This window comes from Streptomyces venezuelae, assembly GCF_008642315.1.
Lineage (GTDB): Bacteria > Actinomycetota > Actinomycetes > Streptomycetales > Streptomycetaceae > Streptomyces > Streptomyces venezuelae_D.
Window position 1 is genome coordinate 33246 of record NZ_CP029192.1, and the last position, 19371, is coordinate 52616.

Genomic DNA, 19371 nt, shown 5'->3' on the forward strand with positions numbered 1-19371 from the left:
GCGGGTGGTGGTCGGCACGCGGGTGGTCGGCGCGCTTGTTGTCGGCACGCGGGTGGTCGGCATGCGGGTGGTCGGCATGCTCAGTACGCCTCGAAGTACTCGCGCTGTTCCCAGGCGGTGACCTGGTCCGGGCTGGTGCCGGTGGTGGCGCACCAGGTTTCGTAGCGGCGCAGTTCGCTCTCCTTGAGGCGGGTCAGGCAGGTGGCCAGCGGGCGGCCCAGGAGGTGTTCGGCGCGGCCCGCGGTGAAGGCGGCGAGGGCTTCGCCCAGGGACTGCGGCACGTGCTGCCCGGCGGCCGGGGCCGGTGGTGCGGCCTCCGGGGTGCCGGTCAGGCCGGTCAGGCCGGCGAAGAGCTGGGCGGCGATGGCCAGGTAGGGGTTGGCGCACGGTTCGCCGCTGCGGTTCTCGATGTGGGCGCCGGTGCCGCCGCCGACCATGCGGAGCATGACGCTGCGGTCCTCCATGGACCAGTCCATGCGGGTGGGGGCCAGCGCGTGGCGGGAGTTGAGGCGTCGGTAGCCGTTGACGGTGGGCACCGAGAGCAGGAACAGCTCGCGGCTGTGGGCGAGCAGGCCGTCCGCGTAGGCCTTGGCCTGCGGGGAGAGGCCGCCCGCGGGGCCGTCGGCGGCGAAGAGGTTGCGGCCGCTCGCGGTGTCCAGGACGGACTGGTGCAGGTGCCAGCCGCTGGGGTCGAAGGCGTCCAGGCGCGGCTGGGACATGAAGGAGGCGTGGTGGCCGCGCCGGGCGCACCAGCGTTTGGTGGCGGTGCGGAACAGCAGCATCGCGTCCGCGGTGTCCAGGGCGGACATCGGGGCGAAGGTGGATTCGACCTGGCCGGGCCCGGATTCGTGTTCCATGGAGCGCAGCGGAAGACCGAGCGCGGTCAGGTGCATCGCCAGGGGGTCGGTGATGTGGGCGACGGAGTCGTAGCGGGCGTCGAGGTTGAACTGGTAGCCGGCGTTCATCGCGGCGACGCGCGGGGCCTCGCCCTGCAGGCCGAAGCCGTTGCCCGTGTTGCCGGGCGTCTCCTCCAGGAGGCGGGTGAGGTACCACTCGACTTCCAGGCCGGTCACCGGGGTGTAGCCGTGGGCGGTGTACTGCTCGCTCAGGCGGCGCAGCACGGCGCGGGAGGACAGCGGATGGGCGGTGCCCTCGCGCAGGTATTCGTCGCCGATGACCCAGGCGGTGCGCGGCTGGGTGTCGGGCAGCATCTGGAAGGTGAGCGGGTCGGGTACGAGGATGAAGTTGCCCGCGCCGGCGAGTTCCTCCACGCCCAGGCCGGGGTCGCCCAGGAAGTCGACGGCGATGGCGTGGCCGGTGTCGAAGAGGAAGGGGCCGGGGCTGAAGTTCATGCCGTTGCGCAGGACCGAGCGGAAGGTGTCCGCGGTCAGGGTCTTGGAGCGGGCCAGGCCGTGCGGGTCGCAGAAGGCCAGGCGCACGAAGTCGATGTGGGCGAGGTCGGCCTCGATCTGTTCGGCGGCGGCGAACTGCTCCTCGGACCACAGGTGGTGGTCGGCGACGAAGGACGGGGTGCCGACGGCGTCCTGGGCGGCCACGGAGCGCCATGCGCGGGTGTACATGGGTCAGGGGGTCCTTTCGGTGGCGGGGACGAGCGCGGGCCCGGGGCGGGGCGGGGGCAGGGCTCCCAGCTCCCTCTCCAGGCGGTGGGCCACCGTCAGGACCAGTTCGTCGGCGCCGACGGGGCCCACGAGCTGGATCCCGGCGGGCAGTTGGGAGCCGGTCAGGCCGGCCGGGAGGGTCACCGCGGGCTGGCCGGTCATGTTGAAGGGGTAGGAGGCGGGTGACCAGGCCAGCCAGAGCAGGTCGCGGGGGTCGGCCGCCCAGGGCGGGGCGATGGCGTTCAGGTCGAAGGGTTCGATGGGGACGGTGGCCATGGCCAGCAGGTGGTGGCGGCGCATCACCGAGCGCAGCCGGGTGCGCAGTTGCTGGCGGACCTCTTCGGCGCGCATCAGGGTGGCGGCGCTCAGGGTGCGGCCGTGGCGGACGATCTCCAGCCGGCCCGGATCGCAGTGTTCCTCGTCCTCGCGGGAGGTGCCGGCGGCCTCGGCGGCGGCCAGGATGTCGACGAGGGCCGGGTAGAGGTCGTCGCAGCGCACCTGGACGCGTTCGACGTGGTGGCCCTGGTCTTTCAGGGCGCTCATCGCCTGTTCGGTGACCTTGCGGATCTCGTCGGTGGTGCCCTCGTACTCGATCCATCCGATGTGCTGGCGGTGCCGGTCGGCGGGCAGGTCGATGGAGCCCAGGCCGGAGTCGGGGTCGGCGGGGTGGGGGCCTTGGATGACGGCGGCCAGCGCGGCCGCGTCGGTGACGGTGCGGGCCAGGGTGCCCTGGTGGGCGAGGCGGTCGACGCCGTTGGGCACGTAGGGCACGCGTCCGTAGGAGGGTTTGTAGCCGGCCACGCCGCAGAACGCGGCGGGGATGCGGATGGAGCCGGCGCCGTCGGTGGCCAGGGCGCCCTCGCCCAGACCGGTGGCCACCGCGGCGGCGGCCCCGCCGCTGGAGCCGCCCGCGGTGAGGTGGGGCGCGTAGGGGTTGGCGGTGGGCGGGGCGGTGCGGCCCAGGGTGGCGGCGCTCCAGCCGTACTCGGAGGTGGTCGTCTTGCCGATGATGACGGCGCCCGCGGCGCGCAGCCTGGCGACGGCCGGGGCGTCGGTCGGGGGGCGGTGGTTGGGCAGCAGGGAGCCGCGGGTGGTGGGCAGGTCGCGGGTCTGCAGGAGGTCCTTGACCGAGACGGTGACGCCGAGCAGCGGGGCGCCCTGCCAGGCCCGGGTGCCGCGTTCGCGGATGCGGTCGTCGGCCCGTTCGGCCGCGCGCAGGGCTTCGTCGCCGGCGGCGGCGACGAACGCGTGGAGGGTGTCGTGGCCGCGTACGGCGTCCAGTACGGCCTGCACGTGCTCGACGACGCTCGTCTCACGCCGCCGCAGCCGCGCGGTGAGCTCCCCGATCGCCCCGGCGGTCATCGTGGGGTGCCCTGGGAGGTGTCGGCGGCGGTGATGGTGTGCCAGTGCCAGGGGGCGTCGAAGGCGGTGACCTCGATGGGGGTGCCATTCAGGGTCAGTTCGGCGGCCAGGGCGGTGGCGCGGGCGATGAAGCGGGAGGCGCGGTGGGCGGCGAGCAGGTCGGGCTCGGCGAAGGGGGTGCCGGCGCAGCGCAGCAGGCGCAGGTCGACGAAGCCGTTGAAGGTGCGTCCGGCGACCTCCACGGGCTGCGGGGAGCGGATGGAGAAGCGCACCTGGTTGCTGACGTGCCCGTGGTGGTGCTGGTCGGAGAAGAACGCGATGTCGGGGATGGTGGGCGGCACGAAGTGGTCGCGGGCCACCACCGCGGGGTGGCGGGGCAGGTTGCCGGGCACGAAGTGCCAGGAGTTGTACTGCATGCGGGAGGACATCGCCCAGGCCGCGTCCGCCATCGCCTGTACCGAGCCGCCGAAGTGGGCGCGTGCCTGGGGGCGGGGCACCACGCAGCAGAAGTAGTGGGTGATGTCCCAGCCGCAGATCTCCGCCCAGCTCTCCGCGCGCAGCGCGCCGATCAGCGCGGGCAGGGAGCGCATGCCGCGGCTCATGGCGAAGTCGGCGGCGAAGACGTCGGCGACGGCCGTGACGCTCTCGTGGACGAGTGCTTCCAGGCCGGTGGCGTGGGAGCCGTGCGGGCGGGCGAGCCAGCCGGGGTCGGCGGCCAGGCGGCGGCCCAGTTCGTCCAGGGTGGTGCCGGCCAGCGGCAGGCGGGCGGCCAGGCGGCGGCTGAGTTCCTCGTCGCGCCGTCGTACCCCGTCGGTGTCGGCGGCGATGCGTTCCACCTTGTGCATCAGGGTGCCGTGGATCTCGCGGTAGAGGGGGACCTGGCGGATCACCTGGCGGCGGCGTGCGCCGAGCGCTTCGGCCAGGGTCTTGAGGTCCTCCACGCGGTGGGAGGCGGCGGGGGCGACCGGCTCGCCGGGGACGCTGTTGTAGGAGTGGCGGATGCGTTCCAGCATGGCGGCGACGTGGTCGATGCTCAGCTGGGTGCCGTTGGCCTCCTCCACCCGTCCTGCGCCGGCGGAGCGGATGAGCAGGGTCAGGCCGATGACCAGCTGCACGTCGTGGTCCGACCAGAGTTCCAGGGGCAGTTGCTGCAGGCTGCTCAGGACGCAGTCGGGGTGCCCGGGCCACAAAGTTTTGCCGGTGAGGCTGTTCTGCTCGCGGAAGTTGGTGTACTGGCGGTCTTCCTGGTGGAGCACGAAGGGGGCGGTGCGCAGGGCCGCTTCCTTGGCCTGTTCCAGGAGTTCGTCGCGGCCCTTCTCGCCCTGGCGCTCCAGCCAGGCGCGGCAGTCGGCCAGGGTGTGGGCGGTGCGGGCGGCGGCGCGGTCGGTCCGGGCGTGGTAGGCGCGGGCGGCCTGCAGCGACCAGGGCACGCGCAGGACGCCGCCGACCAGGTGGCGGCGGTCCAGGGGGCCCTGGGCGGGGCCGCGCAGGACGATGCGGCCGGTGGTGGCCAGGGCGAGTTCGCCGACGAAGACGGGTTCCTCGGCGGCGGCTTCGATGAGGTCGACGGCCGGTTCGGCGCCGGCGGCGGTGGTGTCGGGGGTGGCGGGGGTGTCCTCGCGCCAGGTCAGGCCCCACAGGGCGTGGACGGCGGCTTCCTCGGTGGTGGACAGGGCGCGCAGCTGCACCTGGGGCGGTACGTGGCCGTCGAGGCCGAGGAGGATGTCGACGCTGGTGCGCAGGTCGGGGGCGGTGCGGGCGCGTTGCCAGACCCGTTCCAGGAGGGCGGGGAATCCGGCGCCGGGCTCGCGGGCGCGGTCGGGTCCCGGTGCGGTGCCCGCGGTGGTGCCGAGCCGGCTGGGGCGGCGGCTGAGGCGCTTTCGGGCGTTGGCGGCGCGGCGGCTCTCGCGTTCGGCGGGCCCGGTCATGAGGTGCCCGCGGACAGGTCGATGTGGCTCCACAGGCTCGCGTCGGTGGCCTCCCAGTCCTCGTCGACGTAGATGCAGTCGACGGGGCACTCCAGGACGCAGGCGGGACAGCCCGAGCACAGTTCGGGAATGATGATGACGTCGAGACCGCGGTCGAATATGGCGCCGAACTCCTCGGGACAGCTGCGCAGGCAGCTGTCGCACGTGATGCACTCCGAGGTTTCTATGCGGCGCGGTGGCTTCTTCCAGTTCTCGCCGCGAGTTCGCGCGGCGATCCGCTCGGAACGGGCGGATTTCGCCGCCGGCAATGCGTTCTCGCTCACGGAACACTCACCCTTCGGGTCGGTTCGAGACGCCCACATCGTTACGACGGTGTCTCGACCACTCCATGAGCTTCGGTGGTGGCGTACTCGACTGCTTTGTTCAACCGGGGAATTGCCCGGTTGAACAGTGACGGGCGGTTCTACCGTCGTGCCGGGAAACCGCCCCCAGGGGGTCCGACCACGAACAGGAGCAGCCACGATGCCTGCGACGCCGACGCCGAAACTGATGACGTTCCTGGCCTTCAGGAACCAGGCCGAGGAGGCCCTGGAGTTCTACACCTCGCTCTTCGACAACTCCGAGGTGCACCGGATGATCCGGGCCCGCGCCGGGGAGCCGGGGTGGGAGGAAGGGACGCTGCAGCACGCTCTCTTTACACTCGACGGGCAGATGTTCATGTGCACGAACATGCCGCCGCCGGGGGCCGTTGGATACGATCTTGCGCCGTGGGATTCGTATGAGTTCTCCCCCGCGACCGCGATATACGTGCAGTGCGAATCGGAAAGTGAATTCGATCGTTTCTACGCGGCGCTTTCCGAGAAGGGTGAGGTCATCATGCCGGCGGGCGGGTATGAATTCAGTGCCCGGTTCGCGTGGCTGACCGACCGGTTCGGGGTGGCGTGGCGCATCAATCTCGTGCCGTCCCGGAGGCCGCGCGCCCGGTGAGCCGCCGTAGGTGCCGCATGCGGCTGAGGCCGGCCCGCCTCGGGGAGGGGGGCCGGCCTCAGCCGTGTGCGGGGGTGCCGGTCGGCAGCCGTGTGCGGGTGCCGGTCAGCCCCAGGCGCCGGCGATCGCCTTGGTGGTCACGTTCAGGCGGTTGAAGAAGTTGGTCAGGGAGACCATGAGGATCAGGGCCGCCAGGCCCTTCTCGTCGTAGTGGGCCTTGGCGCGCTCCCAGACGTCGTCGGGGACCGGGTCGGAGCGGTCGGCGAGGCGGGTGGCGCACTCGGACAGCTCCAGCGCGGCGCGCTCGGCGTCGGTGAAGTAGGAGGTCTCCCGCCAGGCGGAGACGGCGAACAGGCGCTCCTCGGTCTCGCCGGCCTTGCGGGCGCCGCGGGCCCCGGAGTCCACACAGGGGCTGCAGCCGTTGATCTGGCTCGCGCGCAGGTGGACCAGGTCCAGGGTCGTCTTCGGGACTCCACCGGAGTAGATCGCCTTGTACAGGTCCTGCACAGGCTGGGTGGCGTCAAGGATCATCGCCGGGTTCTGCAGGCGCGCTTCCATGATTTTTCCTCTCTTGGATCACCATCGACGCCGCTTTCAGGCAGCGTCACTTCTATGACGACTGGGGGCGGGTGAGTGTGACAGCGGCAGGTCACCGGGGCTGCCGGGGCCTGACGGCCGGTCGGGACCGGGGTCGGGAAGCCGGTCGGGGCGGGCGCCGCGCCCCGGGGGAATGCGGCGCGGCGCCCTCTTCCGTCCGGCGCGCCGGTCAGGTGCCGACGTCGACGCGGGCGGTCTGTGCGGGGCGCGCGCTGGGCAGCGGCGCCTCGTCCTCGGGGTGGCCCGGGCGCCAGATGCGCGGGCCGATGCTGAGGGAGAGGGCGGGGATGAGCAGGCTGCGCACCAGGAAGGTGTCCAGGAGGATGCCGATCGCGATGAGCAGGCCCTGCTGCAGGGAGTTCACGGTGGGGATGGCGGCCAGGACGCAGAAGGTGGCGGCCAGGACGACGCCCGCGGAGGTGATGACGCCGCCGGTGACGGTGAGGCCGGTGAGGGTGCCCTCGCGGTGGCCGCGCAGTTTGACCTCTTCGCGGACCCGGGCCATCAGGAAGATCGTGTAGTCCACCCCTAGGGCGACCAGGAACAGGAAGCCGATCAGGAGCAGGCCGCGGTCGATGCGCGGGTAGTCGATGGCGTGGAAGAGCAGGGAGGCCGCGCCGACGGCGGAGGCGAAGGAGACGACCACCGACGCCAGCAGGACCAGCGGGGCGACCACCGCGCGCAGCACCAGGACCAGCATGAGGAAGACGACGGCGAGGATCAGCGGGATCAGCAGCATCTCCTCGTCCTTCTGGGCGTCGGAGGTGTCCAGGACGATCGCGGTCTGGCCGCCGACGACGGCCTCGGCGCTCTCGCCCTCGGCCTTGTCCAGGGCGGTGCGCATCCGCTCGACGGTGTCCTTGGCCGCGGCGCTGTCCGGGGCGTCCTCGAAGACGGCGGTCAGGTGGGTCCAGCCGCCCGCGGTGCGCTGGCTCGCGGCGGATTCGACGCCGGGGACGTCCTGGACGGTCCGCAGTGCGGTGTCGGCTCCGGCGGCGGGCACGTAGATGTCGGCGGGCGCGGAGGAGCCGGCCGGGAAGTGCTTGGCCAGCAGGTGCTGGCCCTCGACGGAGTCGACGGACTTGGTGAACTGCTCGGCCTGGGTCTGGCCGGTCTCCACCGTGGTGGTGCCAAGGGCCAGGACGGCCAGGACGCCGATGGAGGCGGCCCAGATCACGCGGGGCCTGCGGCCCACGGCGCCTGCCACGCGGGCCCAGGTGCCGTGCTCCTTCTCCGCGCTCGCGTCGTAGCCGGGGGTGTGGCGCGGCACGAAGGGCCAGAACGTCCAGCGGCCCAGGATGACCAGCAGGGCGGGCAGCAGGGAGGTCATCGCCAGGAAGACCACCGCGATGCCGATGGCCACGACCGGGCCCAGGCCCTGGGTGGAGTTCATGCTGCCGAAGACCAGGCAGAGCGTGGCCACGCCGACGGTGGCCGCGGAGGCGGCGAGGGCGGGCAGGGAGCGGCGCACCGCGATCTGCATCGCCTCGTGGCGGTCCTCGTGGCGGTGCAGTTCCTCGCGGTAGCGGGCGATGAGCAGCAGGGCGTAGTCGGTGCCGACGCCCACGCACAGGATCATCAGGATGTACGCGCTGAGGCCGTTGACGAGCAGGCCGGCGTTCTTGGCCAGGAGGTAGACCACGCCGCTGGCGACCTGGCTGGCCAAGAAGACGGTGAGCAGCGGGACGATCCACAGGACGGGGCTGCGGTAGGTCAGCAGGAGCAGCAGGGCGACGACGCCGAGGGCCGCGCCGAGCAGGGCGCCGTCCATGCCGCTGTAGACCTCGGCGAAGTCGCGGACGCTGCCGGCCTCGCCGGCGATGCGGATGTCCAGGCCGTCGGGTGCGTCCTTCTTGACGATGTCCTCGGAGTCGGCGACGGCGTCGGTGAGCACGGCGTTGTCGCTGGGGCTGGTGCGCAGCGGGTAGCTGAGGAAGGCGGCCTTGTTGTCGTCGGAGACCTGGGGTTTGGCGACGTCGCCGACGGCGATGTCGTCCTGCAGGGCGGTGCGGTCGGCCGCGATCTTGTCCCGGTCGGCGTCGGTGAGGCCGCCGCCGCGGGCGTAGATGATGACCGCGGTGCTGCTGTCCTTGTCGGCGAAGTGCTTCTCGGCCAGGGCGACGGCCTGGGTGGACTGGGCGCTGGAGGGCAGCCAGGTCTCGGGGTCGTTGTCCTGGACGTCGCCCAGTTTGGCGGCCAGGGAGCCGCCGGCGGAGATGAGCACCAGCCAGATGAGCAGGACGGCCCACTTGGAGCGGCGTCCGCTGACCATGCGGGCGTAGCGGGCCAGGAATCCGGCTGCGGCGCCTGGACTGTCACTGTGGGTGTCTGGTCGACGACGTAGCGTTGTCATGGTTGCTCGCAAAGGGTCAGGGAGCCTGTGCTGGACAGCTCCGCTCTTGAAATGCGGGAGAGAGCGCGGGCGGGGGCGGCGGTGCCCCCTGGGGGCCCGGGCTGCCGCCTCCCGTCACACGCGGGTGGTCCCGTTCGTCACTGCTATGACGCCCGGCAGCGCGAAGATGTGACAGGCGTTTGTCACACACCGACCGGGATCGAAGGGGACGACGGTGGTCATGCAGGAAAACGAACGGTTGGCACGCGCGTTCGAGGAGAAGCGGCCGCGGCTGCAGGCCGTGGCCCACCGCATGCTCGGCTCGACCGACGAGGCCGAGGACGCCGTGCAGGAGGCCTGGATCCGGCTGCACCGCAGCGAGACCGACAGCGTGGAGAACCTCGACGGCTGGCTCACCACGGTGGTGAGCCGGGTCTGCCTGGACATGCTGCGCGCCCGCAACCGGCGCGAGGAGTTCCTGGCCGAGCACGCCGAGCCCACGGACGAACCCCGCACCGAGGACACCTCCGACCCCGAGCAGGCGGCCGTGCTCGCCGACTCGGTGGGCCTGGCGATGCTGGTGGTCCTGGACACCCTCGACCCCGACGAGCGCCTGGCCTTCGTCCTGCACGACACCTTCGCGGTGCCGTTCGCCGACATCGCCGCGATCATCGGGCGCAGTCCGGCGGCCACCCGGCAGCTGGCCAGCCGGGCCCGCCGGCGGGTGCACGGCGCCTCTCCCCTGCCCGACCTGCAGCGCCAGCACAAGGTCGTGGACGCCTTCTTGACCGCCGCCCGCAACGGGGAGTTCGAGCGGCTGCTGACGCTGCTGGCGCCCGACGCCTCCATGCACGCCGACGACACGGCGGTACGCATCGGGGCGGCGCCGCTGACCGAGGGCTCCCAGGGCGTGGCGAGCATCTTCTCCGGCGGCGCGGAGGCGGCCCGCATCGCGCTCATCGACGGGTCGGTGGGAGCGGTGTGGCAGTCCAAGGTCCGCCCGATCGTGGTCTTCAACTTCACCATCGAGGACGGGCGGATCACCGCCATCGACCTGGTGGCCGAGCCCGAGCGGCTGCGGGAGCTGGACATCGTGGTCCTGGACGCCTGAGCGCCGCGCTCCCGGGCGCACAGAGCCTGTGTCATAACCCCGGTCGGATCAGTGGGCGTCGTCTGGTGCGTGCGATCGCAAGGCGCCGGAGCGCCCTCGGTGGGGGTCCCCCCGGGCCCTTCAGGCCTGGGGGAGGAGCTACCAGGACGTTTCGGCAACGCGGCTGGGGGTCCCCCCTGGCCTTTCAGGCCTTGGGGGAGTGCGTGCCAGACGACGCCCACCCGGCCGGGGTCATGACACAGGCTCTCAGGCACCCGGGGGCAGGCACTCCTCCAGGAACGCCAGGGCCCGCAGGTGGTGGGCGCGGGCCGCCCAGCCCAGGCTGATGTTGTGCCCCGCGCCCGCCTGGTGCTCCAGCAGGACGCGGGGCGCGGCGGTGAAGCCGGCCGCCAGCGCCGCCAGGTCCGCCTCCTGCCTGCGCCACCACAGCTCGTGCTCGGCGAAGGTGAAGCGGACCGGCACCCGCACCCGGGGCGCGAGTTGGTCGAACACCCCCGGCCAGCCGGCCAGATCGGCCGCCTCGCGCGCCGGCATCGGCGCCACCGTGCCCGCGCTGGCCCGGAAGGTGCCCGGCGGGTACAGGCGCAGTGGCCCCCAGTGCCGGCGCCGGGCGGCGGGCCGGTTGTGGCGCACCTCGTCCTCGGCGCCGGGTGCGTAACGGCGCCCGCAGCCCGAGATGTCCACGCCCAGCAGCCCCTCGCCGTCCCGGGCCTGCGCGGCCAGTGACAGGGCCAGCTTGCCGCCGAAGGAGTGCGCCAGCACGAAGAGGCCGGCGCCCACCGGGTGCCGGCGGGCGAAGCCGGCGAGGGCCGCGCGCAGCAGCGGCGTCTGTTCCGCCAGCGGCAGGCCCTCGGGCAGGTCGGCGGCGGACGCCCCGTAGCCGGGCCGGTCGACGGCCAGCACCGCGCAGCCGAGCCGGGCCCCCAGGTGGAGCAGGGACAGCTCGGGGCGGGCCTGCCCGTGGAAGTACCCGGCGCTCATGCCGCCGCCGTGCACCGCCACGATCAGCGCGCGCGGGCGGCCCGCGGGTTCGCACAGCAGGGCGGACAGGGCGAGCCCGCCGGCGTCCAGCACGACCGCACGGACGGCGCCGGGCTGTGCCTCCTGCGGGGCAGCCCCGTGCGGGCCGGGGCCCGTTGGCGCCTCCCGGCTCGCACCGCGCCGGGCCGCCGGCGCCGGGCCCTCGCGGGGGCCGGCCCCGCGCGGAGCGGGGGTTGTCGACGCCGCCCGGCTCCCGTCTTGTCGGGTCGTGGCGGCGGTCTCGTCCGCTCCGGGAGTCGGTGTCTCGACCCGCGCCGCCCTGGGGCCCGTTGGCACTACGCCGCTCGTTTCGGGCCGAACCAGTGGGTCAGGGCGGCGGGCAGGCCGCCGGAGGTGTCCTGGCTGGTCCAGGCGACGTGGCCGTCGGGGCGGATCAGGACGGCGTCCAGGCCGGTGAGGACGTCGGTGGTGCCCTCCGAGGGTTTGGCGGCGGCCGTGACGGTGTGGACGCGGCCGGCCCAGGGAGCGGCGGTGGCGCGCAGGGCGGCGTCGTCGGCCAGGTCGAGCAGGAGGCCGCGGGCGGGGTGCAGCAGGCGGGCGGTGTCGCTCTCGCCGTCGGCGCCGGTCAGCGGGCGCTTGGGCAGGCGGCGGCCGAGCAGGGGGTGGGGGGCGGGTGAGGGGGCGGTGCCGGGGAGGGTCATGTCGTAGTGGATGTCGAGGTGGCTGACGATGCCGGCCAGGTGGCGTCTGACCGCGTCGTGGCCGATGAGTTCGGCGAACAGGGCGCGCAGCGGGTCCGACTGCTCGCCGCCCAGGAACACGATGCCCTGCGCGCGGGTGTTCATCAGCAGGCGCCGCCCGACCGGGTGCCGCTCCTGGTGGTAGGTGTCCAGCAGGCCGGCCGGGGCGGTGCCGCGGACCGTGGCGGCCAGCTTCCAGCCCAGGTTGACCGCGTCCTGCACGCCGGTGCTCAGCCCCTGCCCGCCCGCCGGGAGGTGGATGTGCGCCGCGTCGCCCGCCAGCAGCACCCGCCCGCGCCGGTAGGTGTCGGCCTGGCGGGCGGCGTCGCTGAAGGAGCTGACCCACTGGGCGCTGCCGGCGCTGATGTCCTCGCCGGTGATGTGCTGCCAGGCGGCGGCGACCTCGGCGAAGGTGACGGTGTCCTCGCGTTCTTGGGCCGGGACGCCGTGCGGGCAGACGATGATGCGGTCCACGCCCTCCTTGAGCGGGGCCGCCATCACCATGCCGTGCGCCAGCCGCTCGCCCAGGAAGCGGGGCTTGAGGCCGCAGCCCACGACGTCGGCCAGGTACATGGTGCGGGTGGCGGGCAGGCCGGGGAAACCGAAGCCGGCCGCCTTGCGGATGAGGCTCTGCCCGCCGTCGCAGCCCACCAGGTAGGCGGCGCGCAGCCGCCGGACCCCGTCGGGGGTGTCGGCAACGACCTCGACGTGGTCGCCGTCCGCGAAGCCCTCGGCCAGCTCCGTCACCTGCCAGCCGCGCCGGATGTCCGCGCCCAGCTCCCGAGCCCAGGCCTCCAGGACCGCCTCGGTCTGGTCCTGCGGGATGCCGCGGGCCCCGAAGTGGGCGTCCTCCAGCGCGGTGTAGTCGAACTGCACCCCGCCGAAGTGGCCCAGCGGGCTGACCTCGAGGCTGGGGCCCTGCCCGAAGCGGGGCAGCAGCCCGCGCTGGTCGAAGACCTCCATGGCCCGGGCGGTGAAGCCGAGCCCCCGCGACTGCCCGGTCGGCTCGGCGAGCCGCTCCAGAACGATGACGCGCGCCCCGCCCAGGCGCAGTTCGCCCGCGAGCATCAGCCCCGCCGGGCCGGCGCCGACCACGATGACGTCGGTGACGTCTGTGCCGTCGGCGGCGTCGGTGTGCACCGCTGTCCCAGCCATGATTGTCCTGCCTCTCCTCGCTCGCGGATGCCGTCCGGATGTCGTGCGGGCGTGCGGATGTCGTGCGGGTGCTCAGTGCGGTGTGCCGAACCAGCGCTCCAGGACGGCCGCCAACTCCGTCTCGCCGCCCATCTGCTGACTGGGGGCGGCCCACACCACGTAGCCGTCCGGGCGCACCGCGACCGCGGTCGCCTTGGCCAGCTCGCCGGGGTCGGAGTCCGGCTCGGGGCGGGCCACCACCAGGTCCAGGCGGTCGGCCCACCGCTCCCCCACCGCCGGCACCCGGCCGTCCAGGCCGAGCAGCAGCCCGCGGCCCGAGCGCAGCAGTTCCAGGGTGGTGCAGGTGGCGCTGCCCACCCGCAGCCGGGCGTGCGGCAGGCGCAGGCCCACCAGCGGGTGGCCGCCGTCGTGGCCGGCGTAGCGGATGTCGAGGCCGCTGATCATGCCGGCGAGGCGGGTGCGTACCTGCTCGTCGTCGAGGAGTTCGGCCAGGACCGTGCGCAGCGGCTCCACCTCGGCGCCGCCCAGCAGCAGCATCGCCTGGGCGCGGATGTTGGCGAGCACGGCGCGGCCCACCGCGTGCCGCTCCGTGTGGTAGGTGTCCAGCAGGCCCGCCGGGGCGTGGCCGGCCAGCACGGCGGCGAGTTTCCAGCCGAGGTTGAAGGCGTCCTGCAGGCCCAGGTTGAGGGCCTGACCGCCGATGGGCATCTGGCGGTGCGCGGCGTCGCCCGCGTACAGCACGCGGCCGTGCCGGTACTGGGCGAGCTGGCGGTTGGCGTCGTCGAAGTGGTTGACCCACAGCGGGGTGCCGGCGCTGATGTCCTCGCCGGTGACCCGCTGCCAGGCGGCGGCCATCTCGGTGAACTGCGGGGCGCCGGTGCGCTCTCTGGCGGGCGCGCCGGATTCGTGGACCATCACGCGGGTGACGCCGTCGGGGCGGCGGGCGGCGATGGCCAGGCCGCCGGGCAGGCGCTCGAAGCGCCGGTCGCGGATGTGGATGCCCTCGACGTCGGCGCGCAGCAGTTCGCGGGTGGCGCCCTGGCCGGGGAAGTCTGCGCCGGTCAGGCGGCGCACGGTGGAGTCCTGGCCGTCGCAGGCCACCAGGTACTGTCCGCGCAGCCGCACCGGGCGGCCGTCGCGGTCCATGGCCTGTGCCTCGACCGCCTCGCCGTCCTGGACCAGGTCGATCAGTTCCAGGCGGTGGCCGCAGCGGATGTCGGCGCCCAGCGAGAGCGCCCACTCCTCCAGGACCGACTCGGTCTTGGTCTGGGGCACTTTGTGCTGGCCGGGGTAGGCGCCGGGCAGGGTGAGGTCCAGGGGCAGGCCGCCGAAGTGGCCGCGCGCCTCGGTGGGCGGGCTTGCGAAGTCGGTGAGCAGGCCGCGGCTGTCGAAGATCTCCATGGTGCGGGCGTGCAGGGTGGAGGCCCTGGACTCCTTGGTGGGGCGGTGGCGCTGTTCGACGACGGCCACCTGGATGCCGTGCAGGCACAGTTCGGCGGTGAGCAGCAGTCCCACGGGGCCTGCGCCGACGACGATGACCTGGGTGTCCAGCACGCCGGTGCGGCCCGGGGCGGCCTTGCGGGGACGGGCGGGGCCTGGCGCGTCCATGTCAGTGCGTCCGCTCCGCGTAGTCCTTGGCATGGCCCAGCGTGGCGCGGCTGTTGGTGGACAGCGCGCTGTGCACGTAGGCGCGGGCGTCGGCGACGGTGGCCTGCTCGCCGAGGATCCTGGCGATGTTGGCGGTGTTGATCGACACGGTGTGCTGGGAGGCGGCCTCGGTGGTGCCCCGGCCGGTGTCGGTGAACGTCCAGTAGCCGGTGTGCAGGGTCATCAGGGCGGGCAGGGTGACCTGCTTGTAGGCGATCTTCCGGGTGTCCAGGGCGACCCGGTAGGACTTGGTGGTGTGCACCGAGCCGTCCTTGGCGCGGGTGTCCATCTCCAGGATCTGCAGGCCGGGGGCGGGTTCCTCGAAGCGTACGGTGGCCACGTGCGGGAGGCGCTCGGGCCAGTGCCCGGCCTCGTTGACGAAGTCGAAGGCGTCCTTGGCCGCGCCGTTGATCTGAACGGTGTCGGTGAAGGAGAAGACCAGGTCCTCGCTCTCGGCGGCGTGGGCGTGTTCGACGTTGTCCTTGAGCGCGGCCAGTTCCGAGGTGCTGTTGGTGTCCACGGCCTTGTCGATCCACGCCAGGTCGTGGGGGTCGTCGTCGATGGCCCGGTAGTCGTGCAGCAGCCTGACCCGGGAGGTGTCCCCGGTCTGGGGTTCCACGATCCAGGTGCCGCCCATCGCGGCGACGGGCGCGGTGGTGACCTCCTGGCGGAAGTCGATGCTCAGCTTGTCGGGGTCCAGGGTGCGGCGCGAGGTCCAGTTCTTGGCCTCGCCGTTGGCGGTGGCCCAGATGTGGATGCGCTCCTGGTTCTTCCCCGTCTCCTCGCGCTCGACGTGGATGGTGGGCGGGAAGATCTGCGGCCAGTGGCTCACGTCCGCCAGCAGGCGGTAGACCGTGGCCGCGGGCGCGCCGACGGTGATCTCGTGCTCGACCTGACGCGTCGTCATGACTGCTGCTCCTTGTACGGGCGGGCGGGGCGGGGCGGTGGTCAGAAGTTGCCGAGGCCGCCGCAGACGTTGAGCGCCTGGGAGGTGATGGAGGCGGCGGTGTCGCCGGCCAGGTAGCCGATGAGGCCGGCGACTTCCTGCGGGGTGCTGTAGCGCCCGAGGGGGATCTTGGCCTGGAACTTGGTGAGGATCGCCTCCTCGGTGGTCTCGTAGGCGGCGGCGTAGCCCTGGCGCACCCGCTGGGCCATGGGGGTCTCCACATAGCCGGGGCACACGGCGTTGACGGTGATGCCGGTGGGCGCCAGTTCGTTGCCGAGGGCCTTGGTGAAGCCGACGACGCCGTGTTTGGAGGCGGAGTAGGGGGCGCCGAGCACGACGCCCTGCTTGCCTGCGGTGGAGGCGACGTTGATGATGCGGCCGCGGCCCTGCTCGCGCATGCGGCCGGTGGTCAGCACCTCGCGGGTCATGCGGAAGACGCTGTTGAGGTTGGTGTCGATGACGTCGTCCCACAGCTCGTCGGCGATGTCCGCGGTCACCCCGCCGCCGGAGCGGCCGGCGTTGTTGACCAGGACGTCGACCGGGCCGAAGCGCTCCACGGCGGCGCTCACGAAGGCGGTGACGGACGTCTTGTCGCGTACGTCGAGCGCGCTGCCCTCGACGTCCAGGCCCTCCTCGCGCAGCTGCTTGACGGTGGAGGCCACGTTCTCCGCGGTGCGGGCGCCCAGGAAGACGCGGTGGCCCTGCTGGGCGAGGAGGCGGGCGGCGGCCAGGCCGATGCCGCTGGTGGCGCCGGTGACGAGCGCGAGGCGGGGGGCGGTCTGTGTCATGGCGGGTGTCCTTTCAGGCCGCGCGGGCGGCGGCCAGCCGCTCGTTGACGGTGTGGATCAGTTCACGGGGGGTCAGCTCGTCGCTGAGCGTGTCGTCGTCCAGGGCGATGGCGTACTCGCGCTCGATGCAGCCGCCGGTCTCCAGCAGGGCGAGCGACTCGTAGCCCAGCAGGCCGAAGGTGGTGTCCAGGATGTCGTCGTCCAGCGGGGCGGCCTCGTCGGCGCCCGCGGCCTCGACGAGGATGCGCTTGAGGTCGTCCAGGGTGAAGGGCTGCTCGCTCATGTCGGGTCTGCTTCCTTCGTGTCGGGCCCGGCCGGCGCGGGCGGCCGGGCCGCCGGGGGCGCCGCCCGGGCGGCTCACTGTGCGGCGCGTACGACCATCGCGGAGTTGAACCCGCCGTGGCCGCGGGCCAGCACCAGCGCGGTGCGCAGCGTGGCCGGGCGCGCCTGGTACAGGACCAGGTCCAGGTCGTACTCGGGACAGGGGTCGATGTGGACGGTGGGCGGGATGAGGCCGGCGCGCATCGAAAGGAGTGCGCAGGCCACGTCCAGGGGTGCGGCGCCCGAGTGCAGGCGGCCGGTCATCGTCTTGGGCACGGTGACCGGGACGCGGCCCGGGCCGAACACCTCGCTGATCGCCGCGGCCTCGGCCCGGTCCAGCTCGGGTACGCCCGCGCCGTCGGCGAAGACCACGTCGATGTCGCCGGGCGCCATGCCGGCGTCCTCCAGCGCGGTGCGCATCGCGGTGCGCAGGGTGGAGGAGCGGCCGCTGTGCGGGGGCGGGTCGATGGTGGCTCCGTAGCCGGCGAGTTCGCCGTAGCAGGTGGCGCCGCGGGCGCGGGCCGCCTCGGCGGGCTCCAGGGTGAGCAGGGCACCGCCCTCGCCGGGCACGTAGCCGCGGGCGTCGCGGTCGAAGGGCAGGTAGGCGCGGGTGGGTTCGTCGCTGTCGCTCATGCGTCCGCCGGCGAGCTGGGCCACCCAGCCCCAGGGGCACACCGAGGCGTCCACGGCGCCGCCCACGATCAGCGGGGTGCCCTTGCGCACCAGGCGCCGGGCCTGGGCCAGCGCGTCCAGGCCGCCGGCCTGGTCGCTGACGACGACGCCGCTGGGGCCCTTCATGCCGTGCCGGATGGAGATCTGGCCGCTGTTGACCGCGTAGAACCAGGCGAAGGACTGGTAGGCGGAGACGAACTGGCTGCCCTTGGACCACAGTTTCTGCAGTTCGTCCTGGCCGAACTCGAAGCCGCCCGCGTGGCTTGCGGTGACCACGCCCATGTCCAGCGGGTCGAAGGCGGCCACGTCCACCCCGGCGTCGGCCAGCGCCCAGTCCGCGGCGGCCAGCGAGAGCCGGGTGACGCGGTCGGTCTGCGGCAGCAGCCGGCCCGGCAGGTGGTCGGCGGCCTCGAACCCGGGGATCTCGCCGGCCAGTTGGGCGGGGTAGCTCGAGGGGTCGAAGCGGGTGATGCGGCCGATGCCGCTCTTCGCGCCGAGGGTGGCCGCCCAGTAGTCGGCCGCGCCCAGGCCGTTGGGGGCGGCGATGCCCATGCCGGTGACCGCGACCGCCGTCATACGGTGCTCCTTTGCGCCGAGGTGAGCACCATCGCGCTCTGGAATCCGCCGAAGCCGCTGCCGACCGTCAAGACCGTGTCGACCCGCTGGTCGCGGGCGGTCAACGGCACGTAGTCCAGGTCGCATTCGGGGTCGGGGGTGTGCAGGTTGGCCGTCGGCGGCACCACGTCGTACTCCATGGCCAGCGCGGAGGCGGCGATCTCGATGGAGCCGATGGCGCCCAGCGAGTGGCCCACCATCGACTTGATGGAGCTGACCGGGGTGTCGTAGGCGTGCTCGCCCAGCGCCCGTTTGAACGCGGCCGTCTCGTGCCGGTCGTTCTGCTTGGTGCCCGAGCCGTGGGCGTTGATGTAGTGGATCTGCTCGGGGTCCAGGCGGGCCTCGTCAAGGGCCAGGCGGATGGCCTCGGCCATCTCCGCGCCGTCCCGGCGCAGTCCGGTCATGTGGTAGGCGTTGGAGCGGGTGGCGTAGCCGGCGATCTCGGCGTAGATGTGCGCGCCGCGCCGTTTGGCGCCCTCCAGTTCCTCCAGGACGAAGAAGGCGGCGCCCTCGCCCAGCACGAAGCCGTTGCGGGTGCTGTCGAAGGGCCGTGAGGCCCGCTCGGGCGCGTCGTGGCGCGGCGTGGTCGCCTTGATCGCGTCGAAGCACGCCATGGTGATCGGGGAGATCGGTGCGTCCGAGGCCCCGGCGACCATGACGTCGACGGAGCCCTCGCGCACCAGCTCCACGGCGTAGCCGACGGCGTCGATGCCCGAGGTGCAGCCGGTGGAGACGACCGTGGAGGGCCCCTCGGCGCCGACCGCCCAGGCCACTTCGGCCGCGAAGGAGCTGGGCACCAGGTAGTTGTACAGGTGCGGCACCGCATAGCGGTGGTCGACCAGGTCCAGGCGGCCGCCGTCGCTGACGACGCGGTACTCGTCGTCCAGGCCCATGGTGGCGCCCACCGCGCTGCCCACGACCACGCCGACGCGGTGGGGTGCGTGCTCGGCCAGTTCGGCGCCGCTGTCGGCCACGGCGCCGCGCGCGGTGACCACGGCGAACTGGGCGGCGCGGTCCATGCGCCGCACCTCCTGCGGGCTCAGGCCGTGTTCCAGGCCGCAGAAGTCGGCCTCGGCGGCCACCTTGGAGCGGAAGGGGGCGGGGTCGAAGAAGGTGATGCCCCTGGTCGCGGTGCGGCCCTCGCTGATGAGCTGCCAGAACTCCTTGCGGCCAAGGCCGCCGGGGGCCAGGACCTCCAGGCCGGTGATGGCGACGCGGCGCCGCGTCATGCGCCGGCCTCCCAGGAGTAGAAGCGCTGGGCCATCGCGTCGGCCGGGGAGCGCCAGGTCGCCGGGTCGTAGGCCTCGATGTGCGGCTTGAGGTCGTCGCTGATCCGGACGAAGCGGGGGTCGTCCTTGGCGTGTTCGATGCGGGCGCCCCCGTCGTCGGAGTCGAAGTCCTGCAGGTGGAAGTACAGGCCGCGGTAGGCGAAGAGTTGGCGGCGCCGGGTGCCCATCCGGTGGGGCATGTCGGTGGCGTCGAAGTCGGTGAACAGTTCGGCGACGCTGCGGCTGGAGTCGATCGCCATCCGGGCCACGATCAGCGTGCTGTGCATACCTCGCTCCTTGCG

The 19371-nt window shown here is 73.1% G+C and carries 17 protein-coding genes; 2 read left to right on the top strand and 15 right to left on the bottom strand.

What is annotated here, in order from left to right; genetic code table 11:
- Window positions 1–80 precede the first annotated feature (80 nt).
- From DEJ48_RS00165 to DEJ48_RS00180, 4 genes are read right to left on the bottom strand one after another with little or no spacing between them, the layout of a single operon-like run.
- Window positions 81–1580, bottom strand: a complete 1500-nt coding sequence (locus DEJ48_RS00165; RefSeq protein ID WP_150213276.1) for a glutamine synthetase family protein — start codon at window positions 1578–1580, stop codon at window positions 81–83.
- Between the two features lie 3 nt (window positions 1581–1583).
- Window positions 1584–2981 carry an amidase gene (locus DEJ48_RS00170; protein WP_150213278.1) on the bottom strand — a complete coding sequence of 466 codons (1398 nt, stop codon included), beginning with the start codon at window positions 2979–2981 and terminating at the stop codon, window positions 1584–1586.
- Complete coding sequence (locus tag DEJ48_RS00175; protein ID WP_150213280.1) at window positions 2978–4909, bottom strand: hypothetical protein; 1932 nt, start codon at window positions 4907–4909, stop codon at window positions 2978–2980. Before DEJ48_RS00175 ends, DEJ48_RS00170 begins: the two co-directional genes overlap by 4 nt.
- Complete coding sequence (locus tag DEJ48_RS00180) at window positions 4906–5232, bottom strand: 4Fe-4S dicluster-binding protein (RefSeq protein ID WP_150213281.1); 327 nt, start codon at window positions 5230–5232, stop codon at window positions 4906–4908. The genes DEJ48_RS00175 and DEJ48_RS00180 overlap by 4 nt, the downstream gene beginning before the upstream one ends.
- Before the next feature lie 199 nt (window positions 5233–5431).
- Between DEJ48_RS00180 and DEJ48_RS00185 the strand changes: the two genes are divergently transcribed.
- A complete protein-coding gene (locus DEJ48_RS00185) occupies window positions 5432–5896 on the top strand; it encodes a VOC family protein (protein WP_150213283.1) in 465 nt (154 codons plus the stop codon).
- 105 nt (window positions 5897–6001) lie between these two features.
- Here the strand turns inward: DEJ48_RS00185 and DEJ48_RS00190 are convergent, their stop codons facing one another.
- Together DEJ48_RS00190 and DEJ48_RS00195 are read right to left on the bottom strand one after the other, a co-directional pair.
- A complete protein-coding gene (locus tag DEJ48_RS00190) occupies window positions 6002–6454 on the bottom strand; it encodes a carboxymuconolactone decarboxylase family protein (RefSeq protein ID WP_150213285.1) in 453 nt (150 codons plus the stop codon).
- A 208-nt stretch (window positions 6455–6662) separates the two neighbouring features.
- Window positions 6663–8765, bottom strand: coding sequence for an MMPL family transporter (locus tag DEJ48_RS00195; RefSeq protein ID WP_223831812.1), 2103 nt, complete (start codon window positions 8763–8765; stop codon window positions 6663–6665).
- Between the two features lie 301 nt (window positions 8766–9066).
- On the opposite strand from DEJ48_RS00195, the gene DEJ48_RS00200 reads away from it, so the two are divergent.
- Complete coding sequence (locus tag DEJ48_RS00200; RefSeq protein ID WP_150220856.1) at window positions 9067–9936, top strand: sigma-70 family RNA polymerase sigma factor; 870 nt, start codon at window positions 9067–9069, stop codon at window positions 9934–9936.
- 246 nt (window positions 9937–10182) lie between these two features.
- Here the strand turns inward: DEJ48_RS00200 and DEJ48_RS00205 are convergent, their stop codons facing one another.
- From DEJ48_RS00205 to DEJ48_RS00245, 9 genes are all read right to left on the bottom strand, one after another.
- Window positions 10183–11010, bottom strand: coding sequence for an alpha/beta hydrolase (locus DEJ48_RS00205; protein ID WP_150213289.1), 828 nt, complete (start codon window positions 11008–11010; stop codon window positions 10183–10185).
- 242 nt (window positions 11011–11252) lie between these two features.
- Window positions 11253–12812 (bottom strand): FAD-dependent monooxygenase, encoded by a 1560-nt coding sequence (locus DEJ48_RS00210; RefSeq protein ID WP_150213290.1) that lies wholly within the window; start codon window positions 12810–12812, stop codon window positions 11253–11255.
- 72 nt (window positions 12813–12884) lie between these two features.
- Window positions 12885–14420: an FAD-dependent monooxygenase gene (locus DEJ48_RS00215; protein WP_150213292.1), complete on the bottom strand. Its 1536-nt coding sequence runs from the start codon at window positions 14418–14420 to the stop codon at window positions 12885–12887.
- Between the two features lies 1 nt (window position 14421).
- A complete protein-coding gene (locus tag DEJ48_RS00220; RefSeq protein WP_150213294.1) occupies window positions 14422–15366 on the bottom strand; it encodes an aromatase/cyclase in 945 nt (314 codons plus the stop codon).
- Between the two features lie 41 nt (window positions 15367–15407).
- Window positions 15408–16193: a 3-oxoacyl-ACP reductase FabG gene (gene fabG, locus DEJ48_RS00225; RefSeq protein WP_150213296.1), complete on the bottom strand. Its 786-nt coding sequence runs from the start codon at window positions 16191–16193 to the stop codon at window positions 15408–15410.
- 13 nt (window positions 16194–16206) lie between these two features.
- Window positions 16207–16476 carry a phosphopantetheine-binding protein gene (locus tag DEJ48_RS00230; RefSeq protein ID WP_150213298.1) on the bottom strand — a complete coding sequence of 90 codons (270 nt, stop codon included), beginning with the start codon at window positions 16474–16476 and terminating at the stop codon, window positions 16207–16209.
- Window positions 16477–16550: 74 nt separating this feature from the next.
- A complete protein-coding gene (locus DEJ48_RS00235; RefSeq protein WP_150213300.1) occupies window positions 16551–17762 on the bottom strand; it encodes a ketosynthase chain-length factor in 1212 nt (403 codons plus the stop codon).
- Window positions 17759–19030 (bottom strand): beta-ketoacyl-[acyl-carrier-protein] synthase family protein, encoded by a 1272-nt coding sequence (locus tag DEJ48_RS00240; RefSeq protein ID WP_150213302.1) that lies wholly within the window; start codon window positions 19028–19030, stop codon window positions 17759–17761. Before DEJ48_RS00240 ends, DEJ48_RS00235 begins: the two co-directional genes overlap by 4 nt.
- The gene (locus tag DEJ48_RS00245; RefSeq protein WP_150163894.1) at window positions 19027–19356 is read right to left on the bottom strand and encodes a TcmI family type II polyketide cyclase; all 330 of its coding nucleotides are present in this window, start codon (window positions 19354–19356) and stop codon (window positions 19027–19029) included. The genes DEJ48_RS00240 and DEJ48_RS00245 overlap by 4 nt, the downstream gene beginning before the upstream one ends.
- Between the last annotated feature and the right edge of the window lie 15 nt (window positions 19357–19371).